19 protein-coding genes are annotated in these 22109 nt (G+C 63.9%); 10 read left to right on the forward strand and 9 right to left on the reverse strand.

Translation table 11 applies throughout. The features are described 5' to 3' along the window. Positions 1–275: 275 nt before the first annotated feature. Positions 276–2429, forward strand: coding sequence for a polyribonucleotide nucleotidyltransferase (pnp, locus tag IVA93_RS36510; RefSeq protein WP_018455795.1), 2154 nt, complete (start codon positions 276–278; stop codon positions 2427–2429). 76 nt (positions 2430–2505) lie between these two features. Here the strand turns inward: pnp and katG are convergent, their stop codons facing one another. Beyond that, on the reverse strand, positions 2506–4674 hold the full coding sequence (katG, locus tag IVA93_RS36515; protein WP_026233027.1) for a catalase/peroxidase HPI: 2169 nt from the start codon (positions 4672–4674) through the stop codon (positions 2506–2508). A gap of 114 nt (positions 4675–4788) precedes the next feature. Between katG and IVA93_RS36520 the strand changes: the two genes are divergently transcribed. From IVA93_RS36520 to IVA93_RS36535, 4 genes are all read left to right on the forward strand, one after another. After that, the gene (locus IVA93_RS36520) at positions 4789–5715 is read left to right on the forward strand and encodes a hydrogen peroxide-inducible genes activator (RefSeq protein ID WP_018455793.1); all 927 of its coding nucleotides are present in this window, start codon (positions 4789–4791) and stop codon (positions 5713–5715) included. Positions 5716–5722: 7 nt separating this feature from the next. Next, on the forward strand, positions 5723–6187 hold the full coding sequence (locus tag IVA93_RS36525; RefSeq protein ID WP_018455792.1) for a GNAT family N-acetyltransferase: 465 nt from the start codon (positions 5723–5725) through the stop codon (positions 6185–6187). Beyond that, a complete protein-coding gene (locus IVA93_RS36530; RefSeq protein ID WP_231189580.1) occupies positions 6160–7116 on the forward strand; it encodes a hypothetical protein in 957 nt (318 codons plus the stop codon). Before IVA93_RS36525 ends, IVA93_RS36530 begins: the two co-directional genes overlap by 28 nt. Positions 7117–7188: 72 nt before the next feature. Next, on the forward strand, positions 7189–8076 hold the full coding sequence (locus tag IVA93_RS36535) for a hypothetical protein (RefSeq protein WP_240550533.1): 888 nt from the start codon (positions 7189–7191) through the stop codon (positions 8074–8076). An 88-nt stretch (positions 8077–8164) separates the two neighbouring features. Here the strand turns inward: IVA93_RS36535 and fabI are convergent, their stop codons facing one another. The 3 genes from fabI to fabA form a co-directional block, all read right to left on the reverse strand. Then, entirely contained in the window at positions 8165–8965 is an 801-nt protein-coding gene (gene fabI, locus IVA93_RS36540) for an enoyl-ACP reductase FabI (protein WP_026233026.1), read from the reverse strand. A gap of 155 nt (positions 8966–9120) precedes the next feature. Next, positions 9121–10344 carry a beta-ketoacyl-ACP synthase I gene (fabB, locus tag IVA93_RS36545; RefSeq protein WP_026233025.1) on the reverse strand — a complete coding sequence of 408 codons (1224 nt, stop codon included), beginning with the start codon at positions 10342–10344 and terminating at the stop codon, positions 9121–9123. Positions 10345–10383: 39 nt separating this feature from the next. Beyond that, positions 10384–10905: a bifunctional 3-hydroxydecanoyl-ACP dehydratase/trans-2-decenoyl-ACP isomerase gene (gene fabA / locus IVA93_RS36550; RefSeq protein WP_007603915.1), complete on the reverse strand. Its 522-nt coding sequence runs from the start codon at positions 10903–10905 to the stop codon at positions 10384–10386. A 355-nt stretch (positions 10906–11260) separates the two neighbouring features. On the opposite strand from fabA, the gene irrA reads away from it, so the two are divergent. Next, the gene (gene irrA, locus IVA93_RS36555) at positions 11261–11752 is read left to right on the forward strand and encodes an iron response transcriptional regulator IrrA (protein WP_018455787.1); all 492 of its coding nucleotides are present in this window, start codon (positions 11261–11263) and stop codon (positions 11750–11752) included. 133 nt (positions 11753–11885) lie between these two features. On the opposite strand, the gene IVA93_RS36560 is transcribed toward irrA, so the two are convergent. After that, positions 11886–12416, reverse strand: a complete 531-nt coding sequence (locus IVA93_RS36560; protein WP_026233024.1) for an SH3 domain-containing protein — start codon at positions 12414–12416, stop codon at positions 11886–11888. Positions 12417–12742: 326 nt separating this feature from the next. Here IVA93_RS36560 and IVA93_RS36565 point away from each other — a divergent pair, with 326 nt between their 5' ends. Further along, the gene (locus IVA93_RS36565) at positions 12743–13744 is read left to right on the forward strand and encodes a 2-hydroxyacid dehydrogenase (RefSeq protein WP_018455785.1); all 1002 of its coding nucleotides are present in this window, start codon (positions 12743–12745) and stop codon (positions 13742–13744) included. A 3-nt stretch (positions 13745–13747) separates the two neighbouring features. Here the strand turns inward: IVA93_RS36565 and IVA93_RS36570 are convergent, their stop codons facing one another. Continuing rightward, on the reverse strand, positions 13748–14659 hold the full coding sequence (locus IVA93_RS36570) for a LysR family transcriptional regulator (RefSeq protein WP_247295885.1): 912 nt from the start codon (positions 14657–14659) through the stop codon (positions 13748–13750). A 115-nt stretch (positions 14660–14774) separates the two neighbouring features. On the opposite strand from IVA93_RS36570, the gene IVA93_RS36575 reads away from it, so the two are divergent. Continuing rightward, positions 14775–15782, forward strand: a complete 1008-nt coding sequence (locus IVA93_RS36575) for an aldo/keto reductase (RefSeq protein ID WP_247789587.1) — start codon at positions 14775–14777, stop codon at positions 15780–15782. 9 nt (positions 15783–15791) lie between these two features. On the opposite strand, the gene IVA93_RS36580 is transcribed toward IVA93_RS36575, so the two are convergent. Beyond that, positions 15792–16595 (reverse strand): HesA/MoeB/ThiF family protein, encoded by an 804-nt coding sequence (locus IVA93_RS36580; RefSeq protein WP_018455782.1) that lies wholly within the window; start codon positions 16593–16595, stop codon positions 15792–15794. Between the two features lie 229 nt (positions 16596–16824). Here IVA93_RS36580 and IVA93_RS36585 point away from each other — a divergent pair, with 229 nt between their 5' ends. After that, complete coding sequence (locus IVA93_RS36585; protein ID WP_026233023.1) at positions 16825–18183, forward strand: serine protease; 1359 nt, start codon at positions 16825–16827, stop codon at positions 18181–18183. A gap of 77 nt (positions 18184–18260) precedes the next feature. Here the strand turns inward: IVA93_RS36585 and ggt are convergent, their stop codons facing one another. Next, positions 18261–19940 carry a gamma-glutamyltransferase gene (ggt, locus tag IVA93_RS36590; RefSeq protein ID WP_247370542.1) on the reverse strand — a complete coding sequence of 560 codons (1680 nt, stop codon included), beginning with the start codon at positions 19938–19940 and terminating at the stop codon, positions 18261–18263. Positions 19941–20179: 239 nt separating this feature from the next. Here ggt and IVA93_RS36595 point away from each other — a divergent pair, with 239 nt between their 5' ends. Continuing rightward, positions 20180–20920, forward strand: coding sequence for a nucleotide-binding protein (locus IVA93_RS36595; protein ID WP_018455779.1), 741 nt, complete (start codon positions 20180–20182; stop codon positions 20918–20920). Positions 20921–21190: 270 nt separating this feature from the next. Here the strand turns inward: IVA93_RS36595 and mutM are convergent, their stop codons facing one another. Beyond that, entirely contained in the window at positions 21191–22096 is a 906-nt protein-coding gene (mutM, locus tag IVA93_RS36600; protein ID WP_018455778.1) for a bifunctional DNA-formamidopyrimidine glycosylase/DNA-(apurinic or apyrimidinic site) lyase, read from the reverse strand. Positions 22097–22109 lie beyond the last annotated feature (13 nt).

Here is a 22109-nt window from a genome sequence, read left to right on the forward strand (position 1 = left end):
GAGCCGTTGACGGCGAGCATCCGGGCATGATGGGCGAACACCGCGCTTCGGTGTTCGCGTTCGTGCCGACTGACAGTCCAGCAGCAATCCGGCGGCTGGGCACAACGGGCAAGGCGCCCGTATGACCCGAAGGGATGGACGCCATCCGAAATCCAAAAACCATGGCAGGATCGCAGGACGCTGATCGCCCGCTTCGATCAACGTCCCGCAATCTTGCGCATGGTTTTTGTTTTTCGACCCGTCCTTCTTTCGAGAACCCATGAAAGAAGACCTCTATGTTCAATAAGCATTCAGTCGAGATCGACTGGGGTGGACGCCCTCTCAAGCTTGAAACCGGCAAGATCGCCCGCCAGGCCGACGGCGCCGTCGTCGCGACCTACGGCGAGACCGTGGTGCTCGCCACCGTCGTTGCCGCGAAGTCACCGCGTGAAGGCGTCGACTTCCTGCCACTGACCGTCGACTACCAGGAGAAGACCTACGCAGCCGGCCGCATTCCCGGTGGCTATTTCAAGCGCGAGGGTCGTCCGACCGAGAAGGAAACGCTGGTCTCCCGCCTGATCGACCGTCCGATCCGTCCGCTGTTCGTCGACGGCTGGCGCAACGAGACCCAGGTGATCGTGACCGTGCTCTCGCACGATATGGAGAACGATCCCGATATCGTCGCGCTGGTGGCCTCATCGGCTGCGCTGACCCTGTCGGGCGCTCCCTTCAAGGGCCCGATCGGCGCCGCGCGCGTCGGCTTCGCCAATGACGAGTTCATCCTCAACCCGACGCTCGACGAGATGGTCGACACTCAGCTCGACCTCGTCGTCGCCGGCACTGCGGACGCCGTGCTGATGGTGGAATCGGAAGCCAAGGAGCTGAACGAAGAGATCATGCTCGGCGCCGTGATGTTCGGTCACCGCCACTTCCAGCCGGTGATCAACGCGATCATCGAGCTCGCCGAAAAGGCCGCGAAGGAGCCGCGCGAGGTCACCGCGATCGACAATTCGGCGCTCGAAAAGGAAATGCTCGGCATGGTCGAGCAGGAACTGCGCGCCGCCTACGCCATTCCGGTCAAGCAGGATCGCTACGCCGCGGTCGGCAAGGTCAAGGAAAAGGTGATCGCGCACTACTTCCCGGAAGGCCAAGAGCCGAAATACGACAAGCTGCGCATCGGCGGCGTGTTCAAGGAGCTCGAAGCCAAGATCGTTCGCTGGAACATTCTCGACACCGGCAAGCGCATCGACGGCCGCGATTCCAAGACCGTGCGCAACATCGTCGCCGAAGTCGGCGTGCTGCCCCGCGCCCACGGTTCGGCGCTGTTCACCCGCGGCGAGACCCAGGCGCTGGTCGTGACCACGCTCGGCACCGGCGAGGACGAGCAGTACATCGACGCGCTGTCGGGAACGTACAAAGAGACGTTCCTGCTGCACTACAATTTCCCTCCCTACTCGGTCGGTGAGACCGGCCGCCTCGGCGGTACCAAGCGCCGCGAGATCGGCCACGGCAAGCTCGCCTGGCGTGCGATCCACCCGGTGCTGCCGCCGCACCACGAATTCCCCTACACCACGCGCGTGGTGTCGGAGATCACCGAATCCAACGGCTCCTCGTCGATGGCATCGGTCTGCGGCGCCTCGCTCGCGCTGATGGACGCCGGCGTGCCGTTGAAGCGGCCGACCGCGGGCATCGCAATGGGCCTGATCCTCGAAGACAAGCGCTTCGCGGTTCTCTCGGACATCCTCGGTGACGAGGACCATCTCGGCGACATGGACTTCAAGGTCGCCGGTACCGAGCAGGGCATCACCTCGCTCCAGATGGACATCAAGATCGAGGGCATCACCGAGGAGATCATGAAGGTCGCGCTCGGTCAGGCTAAGGATGGGCGTATCTACATCCTCGGCGAGATGTCGAAGGCGCTCACCAACGCCCGCGCCGAGCTCGGCGAATACGCGCCGCGCATCGAGACCTTCAAGATCGCCACCGACAAGATCCGCGAAGTGATCGGCACCGGCGGCAAGGTGATCCGCGAGATCGTCGAGAAGACCGGCGCCAAGGTCAACATCGAGGACGACGGCACCGTGAAGGTCGCCTCCAGCGACGGCGAGGCGATGAAGGCCGCGATCAAGTGGATCAAGTCGATCGCCTCCGATCCGGAAGTCGGCCAGATCTATGACGGCACCGTCGTCAAGGTGATGGAGTTCGGCGCTTTCGTGAACTTCTTCGGCTCCAAGGACGGCCTTGTCCACATCAGCCAGCTCGCCTCGGCGCGAGTGCAGAAGACCTCCGACGTCGTCAAGGAAGGCGACAAGGTCAAGGTCAAGCTGCTCGGCTTCGACGACCGCGGCAAGACCCGCCTGTCGATGAAGGTGGTCGACCAGGAGACCGGCGAAGACCTCGAGGGCAAGGGCGAGAGCCAGCAGCCCGCGCGCGAAGCGGCCGGCGAGTAAATCTCGCTACCTGCCAGAAACACGAAGGGCGGCCTCGCGGCCGCCCTTTTTGTTTGTCGCTTGCCGAACTTTGGAATCAGGCCGCGATGTCGTAGCGATCGAGGTTCATCACCTTGGTCCAGGCCTTGGCGAAGTCCTTGACGAACTGCTCTTTGGAATCCGACGTGGCATAGACCTCTGCGTAGGCGCGAAGCTGCGAGTGTGCGCCGAAGATCAGGTCGACGCGCGTGCCGGTCCACTTGACCGCGTTGGTCTTGCGGTCGCGGGCCTCATAGGTGCCGTCGGTGCCGGCCGGCGTCCACTGCGTGCTCATGTCGAGCAGGTTGACGAAGAAGTCGTTGCTCAGCGTTCCCACCTTCGAGGTGAGGACGCCGTTCTTCGAACCGTTCGCATTGGCACCGAGCACGCGCAGACCGCCGACGAGCACCGTCATCTCCGGGCCGGTAAGCCGGAGCAGCTGCGCACGATCGACCAGAGCCTCCTCGGGCATCATGAACTGCTGCCGCTTGCCGATGAAGTTGCGGAAGCCATCGGCCCGCGGCTCCAGCGGAGCAAACGAAGCGGCGTCGGTCTGCTCCTGCGAGGCATCCATGCGGCCCGGCGTGAAGCCGACCTTGACGTCGACGCCGGCATCCTTGGCGGCCTTCTCGACCGCGGCGGTGCCGCCGAGCACGATGAGGTCCGCCAGCGAGACCTTCTTCGCACCGGATGACGCGTTGAAGTCCTTCTGGATCGCTTCGAGCTTGCCCAGGACCTTCGAGAGCTGAGCCGGCTCGTTCACTTCCCAATCCTTCTGCGGGGCGAGGCGGATACGCGCGCCGTTGGCGCCGCCGCGCTTGTCCGAGCCGCGGAACGTCGAGGCCGACGCCCAGGCGGTCGAGACCAGCTCCGAGACCGACAGACCCGAGGCCAGGATCTTGGTCTTCAGCGAGGCGATATCCTGCTCGCTGGCCAGCTCGTGATTCACAGCAGGGATCGGATCCTGCCAGATCAGGGTTTCCTTCGGCACCAGCGGACCGAGATAGCGCACCACCGGACCCATGTCGCGATGGGTGAGCTTGAACCAGGCACGGGCGAAGGCGTCCGCGAACTGATCGGGATTCTCGAGGAAGCGGCGCGAGATCTTCTCATAGGCCGGATCCATACGCAGCGAGAGGTCGGTCGTCAGCATCGTCGGCCGATGCTTCTTGGACTTGTCGAAGGCATCGGGAATGATCGCCTCGGCGCCCTTGGCCGTCCACTGCTGCGCACCGCCCGGGCTCTTAGTCAGCTCCCATTCGTACTTGAACAGGTTCTCGAAGAAGTTGTTGCTCCACTTCGTCGGCGTCGTGGTCCAGGTCACCTCGAGACCGCTGGTGATGGAATCGCCGCCAATGCCCGACGCGTGCTTGCTCTTCCAGCCGAGGCCCTGATCTTCGAGCGCGCCCGCTTCCGGCTCCGGTCCGACCAGCGACGGATCGCCGGCGCCGTGGGTCTTGCCGAAGGTGTGGCCGCCGGCGATCAGTGCGACGGTTTCCTCGTCGTTCATCGCCATGCGGAAAAAGGTCTCGCGAATGTCCTTGGCCGCGGCGATCGGATCCGGCTTGCCGTTCGGGCCTTCCGGATTGACGTAGATGAGGCCCATCTGCACCGCGCCGAGCGGCTCGGCGAGCTGGCGTTCGCCGCTGTAGCGCTCATCGCCCAGCCAGGTGCCTTCCGGACCCCAATAGAGCTCTTCCGGCTCCCAGACGTCGACGCGGCCGCCGGCAAAGCCAAAGGTCTTGAAGCCCATCGACTCCAGCGCGACGTTGCCCGCCAGCACCATCAGATCGGCCCAGGAAATCTTGCGGCCGTATTTCTGCTTGATCGGCCAGAGCAGACGGCGTGCCTTGTCGAGATTTGCGTTATCGGGCCAGCTGTTGAGCGGCGCGAAACGCTGCTGTCCGGCGCCGGCGCCACCGCGACCGTCGGTGGTGCGGTAGGTGCCCGCGCTGTGCCAGGCCATGCGGATCATGAGGCCGCCGTAGTGACCGAAGTCGGCGGGCCACCATTCCTGCGATTCCGTCATCAGAGCGGTCAGGTCCTTGATGACCGCGTTCAGGTCGAGCGACTTGAATTCCTTGGCGTAGTCGAAGTCCTTGTCCATCGGGTCGGACTTGGCGGAATTCTTGTGCAGCATCTCGATGCTGAGCTGGGTCGGCCACCAATCGCGGTTCGCCGGCACACGTTTTCCACCCGAAAACGGGCACTTTGAAGTGTCGTCCATGAATACCTCCTCTGGTGGCGTCGAACTCGCGCCTTTGACCAGGTAGAAACACTCTAAGCTTCACGTTCGATCAGGGGAAGTTGACTTTAATGATCGCAGCGATAAGATTTTCTGATGCTAAACCTCACGCTGCGCCAGCTCCGGTATTTCGACGCCCTGGCCCGTCACAGTCATTTCGGCCGCGCGGCTGAGTCCTGCTCGATCTCGCAGCCTGCCCTGTCGATGCAGATCAAGGAGCTGGAGGAGGCGCTCGGCGGTCTGCTGCTGGAGCGCAGCGCCCGGCAGGTGGCGCTGACCCGATTTGGCGAGGAGCTCGCGCAGCGCGTCCGCGACATCTTGCGCTCGGTCGACGAGCTCGGCGATTTCGCCCGCGCCTCGCAGGACCGGTTCTCCGGACGGCTGCGCATCGGCATGATTCCGACGATCGCGCCCTATCTGCTGCCGACGATCACCAAGAATCTGACGCGCATGCATCCGGAGCTCGACATCCGCGTGCGCGAGACGATGACGCCGCGGCTGATTCAGGAACTGGTGGAGGGTCGGCTCGATACCGCCATCGTGGCGCTGCCGGTGTCCGAGCCCTCGCTCACCGAGGTCGCCCTGTTCGAGGAAAAATTCCTGCTGGTGCGGCCGAGTGCGGATGAGGGAACGCCGGCACCGTCGCGGGAGATGATGCGGGAGATGCGGCTGCTGTTGCTCGAAGAGGGGCACTGCTTCCGCGATCAGGCGCTGTCATTCTGCAACATGCAATCGGCGCCGCCACGCGAGATGCTGGATGCCAATTCGCTGTCGACGCTGGTCCAGATGGTCAGCGCCGGCATCGGCGTCACGTTGATCCCCGAGATGGCGGTGTCAGTTGAGACGCGATCGGCCTCGGTCTCGCTCGCGCGCTTCCGCGACCCGCAGCCGTCGCGCACCATCGGCATGGTCTGGCGCAAGACCAGCCCGCTGGCGCGGCAACTCCTGCAAATCTCCGAGGTGGTGTGCCTGTCGGCGGGCAAGGTGCGCGCACGTCCATCCGTGCGCAGCAAGCCAACCTGAGGCCTCGATGTCGCATCCCATCATTCGCCCAGCCCGCGCGGACGAATACGACGAGATCGGCCGTATCTGGATGGAGAGCTGGGTCTCGACCGGCCTCGGCGAGACGAGCGACTTCCTGCTGGCAAACCTGCGTGCACGGATCCGGCGCGAGACCGAGGACGGCTGGAGCCTGTTCGTCGCCGACGACGACGGCACGATCGCCGCGATGCTGGCGCTGCATTTGCCAAAACTCTATCTCGACATGCTGTTCGTCGCGCCCGCCTATCAGGGCCAATCGCTCGGCCGCCAATTGCTTGGCTTCACGCGCACACAAATGCCCGACGAGATGTCTCTGCGCTGCATCCGCGAGAACGAAAAAGCCTGGCGCTGGTACGAGCGCGAGGGCTTTGTGTTCGAGAAAGAAGAGGTCGAGCCGTCGAACGGATTCATGATGAAGTATTATCGGTGGCGGCGGCAGCGACCCGCCGGATAGGCAGTGGTCGCCTGGTGCAGCTTGCGGTTGTCACGGTTCCAATTTACTGTGGCGTATCCGCCGTCCTCCTGCCCCCTGATCTCCCGGAATCGATGCTTCGAATTGCTGTCTCGCTGATCGCGTTGCTGTCCCTGCTCACCACGGCAGCCGCGCAAACCCCTCCCGCAACCACCGCGCCTCCCGCTCAGACGGCGGCGCCAGCCAAGAAGGCAGTCAAGAAGGCGGCGCCGAAGGCCAAACCGGCTGCACAACAGCCAGTTGCGGCGGAGAGCGGCCCCTGTCAGATCGGCGTCATTTCCGCGATCGGAGACCAGTTCTCGGTGCAACATGTCGGCCTCACGATGTTCGGCAACGAGTATATGGAGGCGCCGATCGAGACGTGGGGTATCGATGATCTGTTCGTCGCGAGGGTTCGCGCCACGGCTCCCGGCACGGCTGTCCGAAAGGTCGCTTACGCAAGCGGAGCCTTCAGGCCGTACTATCATCCGGAAGCGAAACTGTTCCGCAATGACCGCGACGACCTGACGGCGCTGGTGCGGCAGATCGCCGGAGCTGCAAATTGCGAACGCTACGTCGTAGCCACGAAAGCCCGCGTTTCGGTGGATGGCACCAATCAATCAATCGAGGGCCTCGGGGTCTACAAGAATTGGGCGAGCCCTTCCGGGCGCGGCGTCGTGGTTTCCTATTTCCGCATAAACGTTTTTGACGGACGGACTTTCGACATCCATCGGGCGCCTACCCGCAGCTTCGGCGATGTGATTGCTTCGAGTTTCTCCAACAAGAACGACAATATGCAAATCCTCAACAATCTCGAATTTCCCAAGACCCCTGAACAGGTGACCAGCAGTGCATTGCTGCGTGACAGCACACGCAGCCTGCTCACGGCCCAGCTGGACAGGTATCTACCCGCGTATATCAAGGGCGAGTAAGCGCCTTTGCCGAGGGGACGCGACAAAGACTATCGCTCGTCCGCTTCCTGCGGCTGGGCTGCATTTGACGTTTTGGCCCGGCTCGTCGTCCTTGCGGCCGTCGCGTGGTGCTTTTCGACATCTGCTTGGGCGCAGACCAAATTGGTACCACCAGGGGCGGAAACGGCAGGATCAGCCGTCAAGCAAAGCAACAACAAGACGACCACGCGGCGTGAAGCGACGGGCAAACCCGCTCCCGTGGTCGGCGGCCCGTGCGACTTCGGTGTCGTCGTCACCACCGGCGATGAGTTCACCGTGCTGACGACCGGCCTGACCGTATTTCAGCACAAGAAGACGGTCGTCCCGATCCCGGGCTGGGGACTCAATGATCTGATCTTCGCGCGGATTCGCGCCACGATCCCTGCCGGCGTGTCCGTTCTGAGAATCCCCTACAACCCGGCGAAATTTCCTCCCCGCGATGAGTCCAAGGACACATTGAAGGACAGGTTGTTCCGCGATCTCAATGCGGAGCTGGCCCAATACATGCGCGACGTCGTGAAAGGAACGAATTGCCGGCACTACATCCAGATCCTCAATTCAATCAGCCCTTTCGGGTCATCCAACTATACGGTCCGCGGCTTCGGCATCCTCAACCATGATGTGGTGCTCGGGCGTCGCATCTATCTCTACGCCCTGGCGTTTGTCCGCATCTTCGATGGGCGCGACTTCTCCGTTGTCAGACAGAGTTCTGCGCTGATCAACACGCATCATTCCCTTATGGTGCAGAGGCTCCTGGGCGTGCAAATCGGCGGCCCCTATCGCGAACTACCCGCAGAATCGTTTCCAACCCGCCCTGAAGATGCCGCCGACAATCCCGCACTGCGCGACGACGTGCGTGCCATGCTGACGGAAAGCCTCGACAAGACGCTGCCGCTGCTGATCGGGGTTCAACGAGCGGCGCGCAACAGCGACGCGCGCTGATCGACACGTCCTTCGCAGCAGGAACTGGTCTCGATTATTGAGAAATCGTGGGCACGTCGCTTGCGCGCCTTTGCCCACTCTACGAGAGCTAATCCTGCGCCTTCAAATCGTCCGGCCGCGGCATCAGGACGGTGTTGTAGCCGGAATCGACATAGTGGATCTCGCCGGTCACGCCGCCGGAGAGATCCGACAACAGATACAGCGCCGAGCCGCCGAGCTCGTCGAGCGTCACGCCCCGGCGGAGCGGCGAATGTTTTTGCATGAAGGCGAACATCGCGCGCGCCTCGCCGATGCCGGAGCCGGCGAGCGTGCGGATCGGGCCGGCGGAGATCGCGTTGACGCGGATGCCGCGCGGTCCGAAATCCGAGGCGAGATAGCGCACCGAGGCTTCCAGCGCCGCCTTGGCCACGCCCATCACGTTGTAGTTCGGCATCGCGCGTTCCGAGGCGCCGAAGGTCAGCGTGATCATGCTGCCGCCCTCCGTCATCAGCTCGGCGGCGCGTTTTGCCACTTCCGTGAAGGAGAAGCAGGAGATCACCATGGTGCGCGAAAAATTCTCGCGGCTGGTGTCGGCGTAGCGACCCTTGAGCTCGTTCTTGTCGGCGAAGCCGATCGCGTGGATCACGAAATCCAGCCGGCCCCACTTTTCGCGCAAGGCCGTGAATGTGGCGTCGACGCTGGCGATGTCCTCGACGTCGCAGGGCAGCACCATGTCGACGCCAAGCTGCTCCGCCAGCGGCTTAACACGCTTGCCCAGCGCCTCGCCCTGGAAGGTGAAGGCAAGCTCGGCGCCGTGGGCATGCAGCGTCTTCGCCATGCCCCAGGCGATCGAATGATCATTGGCGATGCCCATGATCAGACCGCGCTTGCCTTTCATTAAACCTTCCATTGCCTGATAGCTCCCATTATTCCGGCGTCATCGCCCGCCTTGCGCGCACTTGCGCACTGGGGCAGGCGATCCAGTATTTCGAGGCGATTACTGCAAATCGAGAAGTTGCGGCGTGCTGGATGCCCGCCTTCGCGGGGCATGACAGCGTGCCAAAATTACGCATCCAGCCGGCTGAACACCAGCGTGGCGTTGGTGCCGCCGAAGCCGAAGGAGTTCGACAGCACGGTGCCGATTTTGACGTTGTCGATGCGCTTGCGCACGATCGGCATGTCGGCGAACACGGGGTCGAGCTCCTGGATGTGGGCGCTCTCGCAGATGAAACCATTGTTCATCATCAGCAGCGAATAGATCGCTTCCTGCACGCCGGTTGCGCCCAGGGAGTGACCGGTCAGCGCCTTGGTCGCCGAGATCGGCGGGCACTTCTCGCCGCTTCCGAACACCCTGCGGAGTGCGTCGATCTCCGGCGGATCGCCGGCCGGGGTCGATGTCGCGTGCGGATTGATGTAGTCGACCTTGGTCTTCACGGTCGACATCGCCATGCGCATGCAGCGCTCGGCGCCCTCACCTGATGGTGCGACCATGTCGTAGCCGTCGGACGTCGCGCCATAGCCGACGATCTCGCCGTAAATGCGTGCGCCCCGCGCCTTGGCATGCTCGAGCTCTTCCAGCACCAGCACGCCGGCTCCGCCGGCAATCACGAAGCCGTCGCGGTTGACGTCGTAGGGACGGGAGGCCGTCGCAGGCGTGTCGTTGTACTTCGAGGACATCGCGCCCATGGCGTCGAACAGCACCGACAGCGACCAGTCCAGCTCCTCGCAGCCGCCGGCGAAGATGACGTCCTGCTTGCCGATCTGGATCGTTTCATAGGCATTGCCGACGCAATGGTTCGACGTCGCGCAGGCCGACGAGATAGAATAGTTCACGCCCTTGATCTTGAACCAGGTCGCAAGCGTTGCGGAGGCCGTGGAGGACATCGCCTTCGGCACTGCAAACGGCCCGACACGCTTCGGTCCCTTGGTGCGGGTGATGTCGGCGGCTTCGACGATGGTGCGCGCCGACGGACCGCCGGAGCCCATGATGATGCCGGTGCGAATATTGGAAATTTCGTCGGGCGAAAGACCGGAATCCTGGATCGCCTGTTCCATCGCGACGTGATTCCACGCCGCGCCCTGACCGAGGAAACGCATGGCGCGGCGGTCGACCACCGTCGAAGGATCGAGCGTCGGCGCACCCTGCACCTGGGAGCGGAAGCCGAGCTCGGCATATTTTTCAGCCCGCGAAATGCCCGACTTCGCCTCGTGAAGGCTCGCAAGCACCTCCTGGGTGTTGTTTCCGATGGAGGAGACAATGCCCATCCCGGTGACCACAACCCGCCTCATGACAGCCTCGCCTCAATCGTTGTCTTCGTGGTGATGCGCTCAGCCCAGGCTCGTGCCCTGCTTGAACAGGCCGACCTTCAAATCCTTTGCGCGATAGATAATCTGGTCATCCACCGAAAGCCATCCGTCGGCGATACCGAGCACCAGCTTTGAACGCATCACGCGCTTGATATCGATGTTGTACACAACCTTGCGGGCCTCCGGCAGCACCTGGCCGCTGAACTTCAGCTCGTTCAGGCCAAGCGCGCGACCGCGACCTTCACCGCCGCTCCAGCCCAGATAAAAGCCGACCATTTGCCACAGCGCATCGAGCCCGAGGCAGCCGGGCATCACCGGATCGTTCTTGAAGTGGCAGCCGAAGAACCAGAGGTCGGGCTTCACGTCGAGCTCGGCGCGCACCACCCCCTTGCCGAATTCGCCGCCGGTCTCGCTGATGTCCGTGATGCGGTCGAACATCAGCATCGGCGGCAGCGGCAATTGCGCATTGCCAGGGCCGAACATCTCGCCGCGGGCACATGCCAGCAGATCTTCATATTCGTAACCGTTGCGCCTGTTCAGCATGCGGAAGCCTTTGTGTTCAAACCCCGATTGAGCGGCGTTTCCGGCGAAAATGGGCCCCATCCTGTTCGAAAGGCGACATCTGTTGCCATTGTCAGACGAGAATACCGAAGGACCCTGGATGGATAGCGAGCGGCCCTCAATGCCGGGTCGCGCCAAAATGGGTTAAGCGGAACCGCGGGCTCTCTAACACAGGCCATTTCGGGTAGCAAAGCGCTCTCATGAAGGTAAAATGACGGGCCGCCACCCCGGTTCCCTGCCTGATTAGAACCGCTCTAGTTGCGAGAAACTTGCATCTGCATCTATCTCTCCATATATGTTGGGCAACGACAGTGTTCACGCGTGCCCGAAGCTGGAAATGAACGAAAATAACGCGCCCCATCGCGACGAAGAGGCCCATGCGGCGGCTCTTATGTCCGGCCGCCAGCCGGCGTTGACCGGCTGCCCGTGGCACGACGTCAACGAAATGCTCCAGTCCGCAGGGCTTCGCCCCACGCGCCAGCGCATGGCGCTCGGCTGGCTCCTGTTCGGCAAGGGTGCACGTCACCTCACGGCTGAAATGCTTTACGAGGAAGCGACGCTGGCCAAGGTGCCGGTCTCGCTGGCGACCGTCTACAACACGCTGAACCAGCTCACCGATGCCGGTCTGCTGCGTCAGGTCAGCGTCGACGGCACCAAGACCTATTTCGACACCAACGTCACGACCCACCATCACTACTACCTCGAGAACAGCCATGAGCTGGTCGACATCGAGGATCCGCATCTGGCGCTGTCCAAGATGCCTGAGGTGCCCGCGGGTTACGAGATCGCCCGCATCGACATGGTCGTACGGTTGCGCAAGAAGCGCTGAGATCTATCCTGAACTGCTGATTTGATCGTCATGGCCGGGCTTGTCCCGGCTATCCACGTTATTCGGTCAGGCGTCGAAAAATGCGTGGATGCCCGGGCATGACGGTGGAGCAACAGTTCCGCTCCCGCCCAGATCAATTCACCTGCTCGTCCGAGTAGACGCCCCAGAGGCGCTCCTGCTGGATCCAGCCGTCAAAGCCGTTACCGCTGACGCGGCACCAGTTTGCAGTGCACTTCTTCACCTGGGTGACGACACCGGCCTGGAGCCTGGCCGCAACCGCGCTCTCGGGATCGGCGCGGTCGTAGATCGGCGCGAGCTCGTCCTTGTGCTTCATGGTGACGACAGCAGTACGGCGGCCCGACAGCAGCGAGTGATAGACCCAACCCTCGGCGCCCTCGGAATCGCGGACCCGGCGCCAGTTCTCGAACTCGGCGGTGATTTCGACCGGCAGGCCGGAACGGGTGTAGACCCAGGCGACGTCGTTGTCCTTGGTCGGGCCGGCGCGGACGTTGACGTGATCCGATTTCAGGCTGACGTAGCGCGGCACCGGGAGGCCTGAGGCCGTCTGAGGGGTGTTGTCCTTTGCCGAATGCCCGGGACTGACCGAAGCGCTCAACCAGGTGCAAACGAGCGCCATCACCGAACAAAAACGCCCCAACGCCATCAACCCGTCTCCTGTCGAAGGTCCGGCCGAGCCGGTCCCTCGCCCTAAATTCCCAAACCAGGCCGCTGTCGCCCCTGACCCCGCCCCACGCGGGTGTTCCCGAGCCCTTTACCCGTGGTTCTTGTCTTGGCCCGGCCTTCTGCTAGAGAGGACGGACATCTGAACAACCGGTTTGTCCCGATTTTCCGGCCGGAAATGTCGGGAGAGCTTGAAGGAAACGCCGGGGACGACACGGCAAGCGCAGTGTCGAACAACCGGGTTAATGAGGCCTCAACGGCCGGCCTTTGGCGACAGAGGCGGCTCGCAACGCCTCATGAGGGCAGGACATGTCGGTGAAGAAAAAGCCCCTCGTCGTGGTGACGCGCAAGCTTCCGGATTCGATCGAGACCCGGATGCGCGAGCTGTTCGACGCGCGGATCAATCTCGACGACACGCCGATGTCGCCCGAGCAGATCGCGGAAGCCGCCCGTACCGCCGACGTGCTGGTCCCAACCGTGACCGACCACATCTCCGCCGACATCGTCAACCAGCCCGACTGCAGGTTGAAACTGATCGCGAATTTCGGCAACGGCGTCGACAACATCGATGTCGAGGCCGCGCATGCCCGCGGCATCACCGTCACCAACACGCCGAAAGTTCTGACCGAAGACACCGCCGACATGACCATGGCGCTGATCCTCGCCGTGCCCAGGCGGATGATCGAAGGCGCCTCGATCCTGACGGAAGGAAAACCCTGGCCGGGCTGGTCGCCGACCTGGATGCTCGGCCATCGCATCGGCGGAAAGCGCCTTGGCATCATCGGCATGGGCCGCATCGGCCAGGCGGTCGCACGCCGCGCCCGCGCCTTCGGCTTGCAGATCCACTACCACAATCGTCGGCCGGTGGCGCCGAAGATCGCCGAAGAGCTGGGCGCGACCTATTGGGAAAGCCTCGACCAGATGCTGGCACGGATGGACATCATCTCGGTGAACTGTCCGCACACGCCGGCGACCTACCATCTGCTGTCGGCGCGCCGGCTGAAGCTTATTCGCAAGGACGCCTACATCGTCAACACCGCGCGCGGCGGGGTCACCGACGAGGACACGCTGATCAAGCTGATCGAAGGCGGCGAGATCGGCGGCGCCGGCCTCGATGTCTATGAGCACGAGCCCGCGGTGAACCCGAAGCTGGTGCGGCTCGCCAAGGCCGGCAAGGTGACGTTGCTGCCGCATATGGGCTCGGCCACGATCGAGGGCCGCGTCGAGATGGGCGAGAAGGTGATCATCAACATCCGAACCTTCCTCGATGCGCACAAGCCGCCGGATCGCGTGCTGCCGAGCATGCTGTGAGGTCTATTTGCTGCGTGTTTCGCGCTTGCGCCAGTCGGCAACGAAATCGATAAAGGCCCGCAGCGCCGGCGGCGTTTGTCGCCGGCTTGGATAGTACAGGAACGGCCCGGGAAACGGCTCGCACCAATCCTGAATCAGACTGACGAGCGCGCCGGACTTCAGGGCTTCGCCGACATAACCATCAAGCGTCGCCCAGATGCCGGCGCCGTCGAGCGCGGCGCGCATGGAAAGGCCCATGTTGGTCGAGATCAGCTTTGCCGGCGGATCGACCTTCACCAGCTGGCCGGCCTTCTCGAACTCCCAATCGTGCATGACACCGCTGGAGTAGCGGGCGCGGATGCAATTATGGTCGAGCAGATCCTTCGGATGCTCCGGCTTGCCGCGGCGCGCGAGGTAATCGGGCGAAGCGACCACGACATAGCTCTGCGGGCCGCTGAGCGAGATCGCCACCATGTCCTGCGCGAGATGCTCGCCATAACGTACGCCGGCATCGAAGCCCGCGCTGACGATATCGACAAACCCGCTCTCGGAAACGATCTCGAGGTCGACCTGCGGATAGGCCTTAAGGAACGGCCCGATCATGGGGGCCAGCACGAGATCGACCGCGGGTGGCGGCGCGTTAATGCGCAGCCGGCCCGAGGCCATCTCGCGCAGGCCCCGGACCTGATCGAGGGCCTCGCCGACATCGCGCAGCGCCGGAGCCACGCGCGACAGCAGCAGCTCGCCCGCCTCGGTCAGGGCGACGCTGCGGGTGGTGCGGTTCATCAGGCGGACGCCGAGGCGCTCCTCCAGGTCCCGCAATCGCTGGCTAAGGCTCGACACCGACACGCGAATATCGATCGCCGCGCGCCGGAAATTGCGGGTGCGGGCGACCGCCATGAAGACGTCGAGATCACGCAGGTCGGGCTCAGCCATTGTTCGTTAATGTGAACAAGCCATTCTCGATTGTCCAGCTTATCGGCGCAATCGATCAAGCGCATATCAGGCCTCGTCACGCGGCGCAGTCAGCGCCTTTTCGAGGAGAGCCATCATGGAACAGCGCAAACTCGGTTCGACCGGTCCCACCGTCTCCGCTCTCGGTCTCGGGTGCATGGGCATGTCCGAGGTCTACGGCCCCGCCGATCGCGGCGAGAGCATCGCCACGATCCACGCCGCACTGGATGCCGGCATTACCCTGGTCGACACCGGCGATTTCTACGCCATGGGCCACAATGAAATGCTGGTGCGCGAAGCGCTCAAGGAGGTGCCGCGCGACAAGGTGCAGATCAGTGTCAAGTTCGGTGCGCTGCGCGGTCCTGCCGGCGAATTCACCGGCATGGACACGAGGCCGGCCGCAACGAGGAACTTCCTAGCCTATTCGCTGCAGCGGCTCGGCACCGACTACATCGACGTCTACCGTCCGGCGCGGCTCGATCCCAACATTCCGATCGAGGAGACCATCGGCGGCATCGCCGATCTCGTGAAGGCCGGCTACATCAAACATGTCGGCCTGTCCGAGGTCGGCTCCGCCACCATCCGCCGCGCGCATGCCGTGCACCCGATCGCCGATCTCCAGATCGAATATTCGCTGATCGAGCGTGGCATCGAACGCGACATCCTGACGACCTGCCGCGAGCTCGGCATCGGCATCACGGCTTACGGCGTGTTGGCGCGCGGCCTCATCAGCGGCCATTGGTCGAAGGACTCCGGCAAGACAGGCAAGGACTACCGGCTGATGACGCCGCGCTTCCAGGGATCGAATCTCGATGCCAATCTCGCATTGGTGGAGCAGCTGCGCGCCATCTCCGCTGAGATTGGCGCGACGCCGGCACAGGTCGCGATCGCCTGGGTGGCGGCGCAAGGCAAGCAGATCGTGCCGCTGGTCGGCGCCCGCACCCGCAACCGCCTCACCGAAGCACTCGGCGCGGCCAAGGTCACGCTGACGCCGGCTCATCTCGCCGTGCTGGCAACGGCCTTCCCGCCCGATGTCGCTGCCGGCACGCGTTACGCCGCTGAGCAGATGGCGCATCTCGACAGCGAGAAGCCGGCCACAGCATAACGTCTGCAATCAAGTGCGATGGGCGCTGAGATCGGTGATCACAGGCCCATCGCCATTGAGCGGATTGGCGGGATCGCGCGCGTAACGCAGCGTCTCGAAGCGCATCGCGCGCGCATCGATCATCAGGAGGCGGCCGACGAGGCCGTCGCCAAAGCCGACGATCTCGCGGATCGCCTCCAGCGCCATCATCGAGCCCATCACGCCCGCGAGCGCGCCCATGACGCCGGCTTCCGCGCACGCCGGCACGGTCCCGGGCGGCGGCGCTTCCGGGAATAGGCAGCGATAGGTCGGATTGAATTCGCCCTGCTCGTTTGTCTCATGCGCGCGGATGGTGGTCAGCGAGCCATCGAAGGTGCCGAGCGCCGCCGTGATCAGCGGCCTCTTGGCGAAGAAGCAGGCGTCCGAGGCCAGATAGCGGGTCGAGAAATTGTCGGAGCCGTCGAGCACGAGGTCATAGTCCCCGATCAGCGACAGCGCATTGTCGGCATTGAGCCAGGTGGCGTGACCGACGAAGCGGACATGCGGGTTGAGCGCCGAGATCCGTTCGGCCGCGCTCTCGACCTTGTGCCGGCCGATATCGGGCGTGGTGTGAATGACCTGGCGCTGGAGGTTCGACAGCGACACCACGTCGTCATCGACCACGCCGAGCGTACCGATGCCGGCGGCCGCCAGATACATCAAAGCGGGCGCACCGAGCCCGCCGGCGCCGATCACCAGCACGGAGGCCCGCTTCAGCGCAGCCTGGCCGGGGCCACCGACATCGCGCAGCACGATATGGCGGGCATAACGTTCGAGTTCGTCCGGGCTCAGCATCGTTATCCTTCCAGATCCTCTCCTCATGGTGAGGAGGCGCGAAGCGCCGTCTCGAACCATGCAGGCCCCGCTGCGGCTGCACGGCCTTCATCCTTCGAGACGCCGCTTACGCGGCTCCTCAGGATGAGGAGCTAGACCTCTCCTGCCGGTCTGAACCACCGCAACATTGTTCGCGACCAACGAGATGTGCTTCAATGGCATTGCGTTCAATGGGCGGGCTGGATTTGTCATGAGATCGATGCTTGCGGCAACACTGATGTTTGCGGCTGCGACAGGCGCGAACGCCCAGATGACGACACCGCAGCTTCCCGGCACCAAGCCGAAGCCGGTCCAGACCGTTCCGATCCGGCCTCCTGCATTGCAGACGCCGGCTGCGACGGCCGATGCCATGGCGCAGGCGGAGCGGCTGTCGCTGCAGTCCGACCTCGCCTGGGTCGGCCAGTATAACGGCGCCATCACCGGCGACGTCAGCGCGCGCCTGGTCGAGGCCATCAAGGAGTATCAGAAGGCCAAGGGCGGCAAGGCGACCGGCGTGCTCAATCCGCAGGAACGCGCAGCGCTCGCCGAGACCGCGCGCCGCAAACAGGACAGCGTCGGCTGGAAGATCGTGACGGAAATGACCAGCGGCGCGCGGCTCGGCATTCCCTCAAAGCTGGTGCCGCAGCAGGCGACCGACGCCAACGGCTCGAAATGGACCTCGCCCACTGGCACGGTGCAGGTTCTGCTCAGCCGCCGCAAGGAGGCGAACCCGACCACAGCCAAGCTTGCCGAAGCGGAGAAGAAAGAGCCGGGTCGCAAGGTCGACTACACCGTGGTAAAGCCCGACTTCTTCGTGCTGTCGGGTCTGCAGGGCCTGAAGAAATTCTATTTGCGCGGCACCTCCAGGGGTGACGAGGTCCGCATCATGACGATCCTCTACGATCAGGCGACCGAGAACACGGTCGAGCCGGTCGTGATCGCGATGTCGAGCGCCTTCAACGCGTTTCCGTCGGGGCCACAGGCGGGGCCGCCGCCACGCAAGACCGTCGAATATGGCACCGGCATTGTCGTCAGCGACGATGGCGCGATCCTCACGGACCGCCTCGTCACTGATAGCTGCCTCGCGATCACGATCGCCGGCTATGGCAGCGCCGACCGTCTCGCCGAGGACCGGGAACACGACCTCGCGCTGCTGCATATTTACGGCGCCCGCGGCCTGGAGCCCCTCAACCTCGCGGCCGGCGCAGCGAAGACGAGTGTCGATGTCATCGGTATCGCGGATCCGCAGAGCCAGGGCGGAGCCGCGGGTGTGTCGAGCCTCAAGGCTACGCTGGCATCCGTCGGTGGTGGCGATTCCCCACTCTCACCGCCACCGTCTGTCGGCTTCTCCGGCAGCCCCGCCATCGACGGCGACGGCAAGTTCGCCGGCATCGCACTATTGAAGCCGGCGATGGTTGCGGGCCCCGCGACGTCGGTGCCGGCGTCGCAGGCGGTGATGGTCTCCGCGGAGACGGTGCGCGATTTCCTGAAGGCGAACGGTGTCGCGGCGAACGGAACGTCCACAGATGCGAAAGCCGCTGTCGTGCGCGTGATCTGCGTGCGCAAGTAGCTCTCGTGTCCCGGGCGCGGTGCGGCATGAAATGCGCGCCGCTGAAGAAGCGCTGCGCTGCGTCCGGGGCATGAGACCTAGCTCAGCCTGAACCTGATCCCGGCCTTCGCAAGACCACCCGAGATCCCGACCGGCGTGCCGTCCGCACGCCAGCAAGCGGCGCCACTCATGGTGCCGTCGTCGTGGAAGGCGATACCATTCATGCCGCCGGCGACTGCCGCGACAGGCTGCACCTTGTGGCCGAGCTCCGCGAGCTTCGCGCGCACGCTCTCCGGCACCCTCTGCTCGACCTCAAGCGCATTGCCTTCGGTCCAGACCCGCGGCGCCTCGACTGCTTCCTGCAAGCTCATACCGTGGTCGATCAGATTGAGCAGCGCCTGCATCGCGCTCGGGAAGATTCGTTTTCCGCCGGGCAAGCCGAGCGCATAGCGCAACTTTCCATCACGGAGTGCCATCATCGGCGACATCGAGGTCGTCACCCGCTTGCCCGGCGCCAGCGACAGGGCGTGGCCTGGACGCGGATCGAACAGGTTCATGTAGTTGTTGGCGATGGCGCCCAGGCCCGGGATCATGATCTTGGCGCCGAACAGATTGTTGATGGTCTGCGTGGTCGCAACCACGTTGCCGAACGCATCCGCCGCCGTCATGTGCGTGGTGTGAGCGCCTTCAAGCTGCGACACGCCGGCGCCCCAGCTCTGCGCCCGTGCCGGATCGATCGCAGCGCGGCGCTCCTCGGCGTAGGCCTTCGAGGTCAGCCGCTCCACGGGGACGCCGACATAATCAGGATCGCCGCTGGCCGCGGCGCGGTCGGCGAATGCGATCTTCAGGACCTCGGCAAGATAGTGGATGGTCTCGGGCGTACCGAAGCCGAGGCCTTGGATGTCGTAGCCTTCCAGGATGTTCAGCATCTGTGCGATATGCACGCCGGAAGCCGCGGGCGGCGGCGGGCCAAAGATAGTCCAGCCGCGGTAATCGGCGCGGATCGGCTGCCGTTCGACGGTCTTGTAGCTGGTGAGATCGTTGCGCCGGATGAAGCCGCCGGCCTTTTCCATATAGTCGACCAGGATATCGCCAAGCGGCCCCTCATAGAGCGCCTTTTCGCCGTGGTCGGCGATATGCCGCAACGTCTCGGCATACTCGGCCTGTACCACGCGCTCGCCGACCTTGAGCGGCTCGCCGTCTGGCAGATAGATCGCCGCGATCGGCTTGTCCTTGCGCATCTCGGCGGCGCTCTCGGTGATGCATTCGTGCAGATAGGGTGTCGTCGCATAGCCGCGCGCGGCGTGCTTGATCGCGGGCTGCATGACGTCGGCAAGGCTCATGGTGCCGAAGCAGCGCAGCGTCTCGCACCAGGCTTTCAGCGAGCCCGGCGTGGCGACCGCCTTTGGTCCGTTGAGATTTTCATTGCCGACGGTGTCGAACACATCATGCGCGGAACCCGGCGTGGGGGTGTAGCTGGTGTCAAGCACCGCCGCGGGCACGGTGCTCTGTCCGTCGATGAAACGGTGGCTGCCGTCGGCGAGCCGGATGTGCGCCATGCCACCGCCGATGATGCCCACCATCATCGGCTCGACCACGGTCAGCGTGAACAGGGTCGCTATCGCGGCGTCGATGGCGTTGCCGCCGGCGGCCAGCATCTCCGCGCCGGCGCTGGAGGCCAGTGGATGGTTGCTGACCACCATGCCGCGGCTCGATACCGCCGGCATCTTCTGGCATTCGAAATTCGTCGCCGTCCGGTCGCGCCAGTTTCCGCCCATGCCGCTTGTCCTTATTATTCACGGCTGCAAGCACAGCACACGGACGAGTACGGGTCCAGTAATGGTACGGATTCGTTGGCATTCCCGATTCCGCCATCATCGTGACTGCTGATTCGGACCTCCGCGATCCCCTTTGGATCGGGCCGGCACGTCCTGAGCGAGAAGAGCTCAGCATCGAGATCGATGCACGTTCGCGTGGCGTTTCCCGAGACCCAAGCACTCCAAAGGATTGATCTTCAATGCACACGATCGCACTGGCCACCCAAAAGGGTGGCAGCGGCAAGAGCACGCTCGCCATCGGCCTCGCGCTGGCAGCCAAGCAGGCCGGCTTCACCGTTCGCCTGATCGAAACCGACCCGCAGGGCACACTGTCGAACTGGCAGCGCCGCCGCACCACCGATGATCTCGTCGTCGAGCCGATCTATCACGCCGCCGACATCGAGCCGCGCCTGAAGATGCTGGCCGACGGCGGTCTCCAGATTGCGATCGTCGATACCGCCGCCGGCCTCAGCGCCGCGACCACCGCCGCGATCCGCCATTCCGACCTCTGCCTGATCCCGGCACGCCCGAGCGTCGCCGACATCGAAGCGACCGTTTCGACGCTGAGCGTCGCGCGCGCCTGGAAGCGGCCTTACAGCTTCGTGCTGAACCAAACCCCGATCCGCGGCCAGCGCATCGACAACGCCGCCAACACGCTCGCCGAGGAAGCAGCGCTTGATCTCGCCGAGGTGCTCGCGCGTCCCCTGATCGTGATGCGCAACGATCACCAGGACTCGCTCGCCAGCGGCCTTGCGGTGAGCGAATTCGCGCCGAACGGCAAGTCGACCGAGGAGATCCGCGGCCTCTGGCACTGGATCGAGACCCGGCTCGAGCTCGCCGCCACCAATGTCTTGATCGACCAGGTCATCGCGGCCGCGGACGGAATGTTGCACGTCGCCGCCGAGCTGGCCGCCGATGAAACTACGATACTGGCGTCCTGAGCGGGGGTATCGCTCGGATGGCAGCCGGACCTTCACCATCCGGAAGGGCCTTAGCGACGAAGCAATCCGGCCACCAGCCCGGCCGGATTGCTTCGCTTCGCGTTTTTGGGAAACTCTATCTCCGCTGTCATTGCGAGGAGCTTTGCGACGAAGCAATCCAGACTGCTTCGTTGGAAAGCTTCTGGATTGCTTCGCTGCGCTCGCAATGACGGTCGTGGTGGGCTCGTCACCGCCGCTGAACTTACGACCTCTCGGATACGAGCCTGATTTTCACTTCTGACATTTCGGACACCAGAAGGTCGACCGGCCGTTCTGCGTAAAACGCTTGACGATGCCGCCACATCGCGGCGTGGTGCATTTCTCGCCCTCGCGATCGTAGACCTTGAACGAGTGCTGGAAATAGCCGAGCTCGCCCGAGGTCTGGCGATGATCGCGCAAGCTGGAGCCGCCGGCCTTGATGGCGTCGTTCAGCACGGTGTGGATCGCGCCGACCAATCGCTTTGCATGGTCGGTCGGCTCGCCCCCGGCAACGCCCTTGCGTTGTCCGGCCTTGGTCGACAACGTCGCGGCGATCCGGCGCGGCGACAGATGCGAACGATGCAGGGCTTCGCAGACATAGATATTGCCGAGCCCGGCGACCACGCGCTGATCGAGCAGCGCGGCTTTCAGGCTCGTGGTCTTGCCGGCGCAGGATCGCGCCAGCATCGCGGCGTCAAATTCGTTGCCAAGCGGCTCGGGCCCGAGCCCGCGCAGCAGCGGCTCCTCGTCGAGCGCGCTGCGCGCGATCACTTTCATGTAACCGAAGCGGCGCGGATCGTTGAAGATGATGTCGGCGCCGGAGGACATCCGAAACAGCACGTGATCGTGCGCGGAGTCCTTGGCTCGCGGATAGTGAAACTCGCCCGGCGCCGCCTCGTTGTCCGGCTTGATGACGCGAAACGAACCCGACATGCCCAGATGCATCAACAGCACGTCGCCGGAGGTGAGATCGGCCATGAGATATTTTGCACGGCGGCCGAGCCCCGTGACGACCTGCCCCTTCAGTCGGGCCACGAAGTCCGGCTGGAAAGGAAAGCGCAAATCAGGCCTGCGGGTCTCCGCGACCAGGATTTTCGCACCCTCCATGACAGGCTGAAGGCCGCGGCGGACGGTCTCGACTTCGGGCAATTCGGGCATGGTCAGGCATTCA

The organism is Bradyrhizobium sp. 155 (assembly GCF_023101105.1).
GTDB lineage: Bacteria > Pseudomonadota > Alphaproteobacteria > Rhizobiales > Xanthobacteraceae > Bradyrhizobium > Bradyrhizobium canariense_D.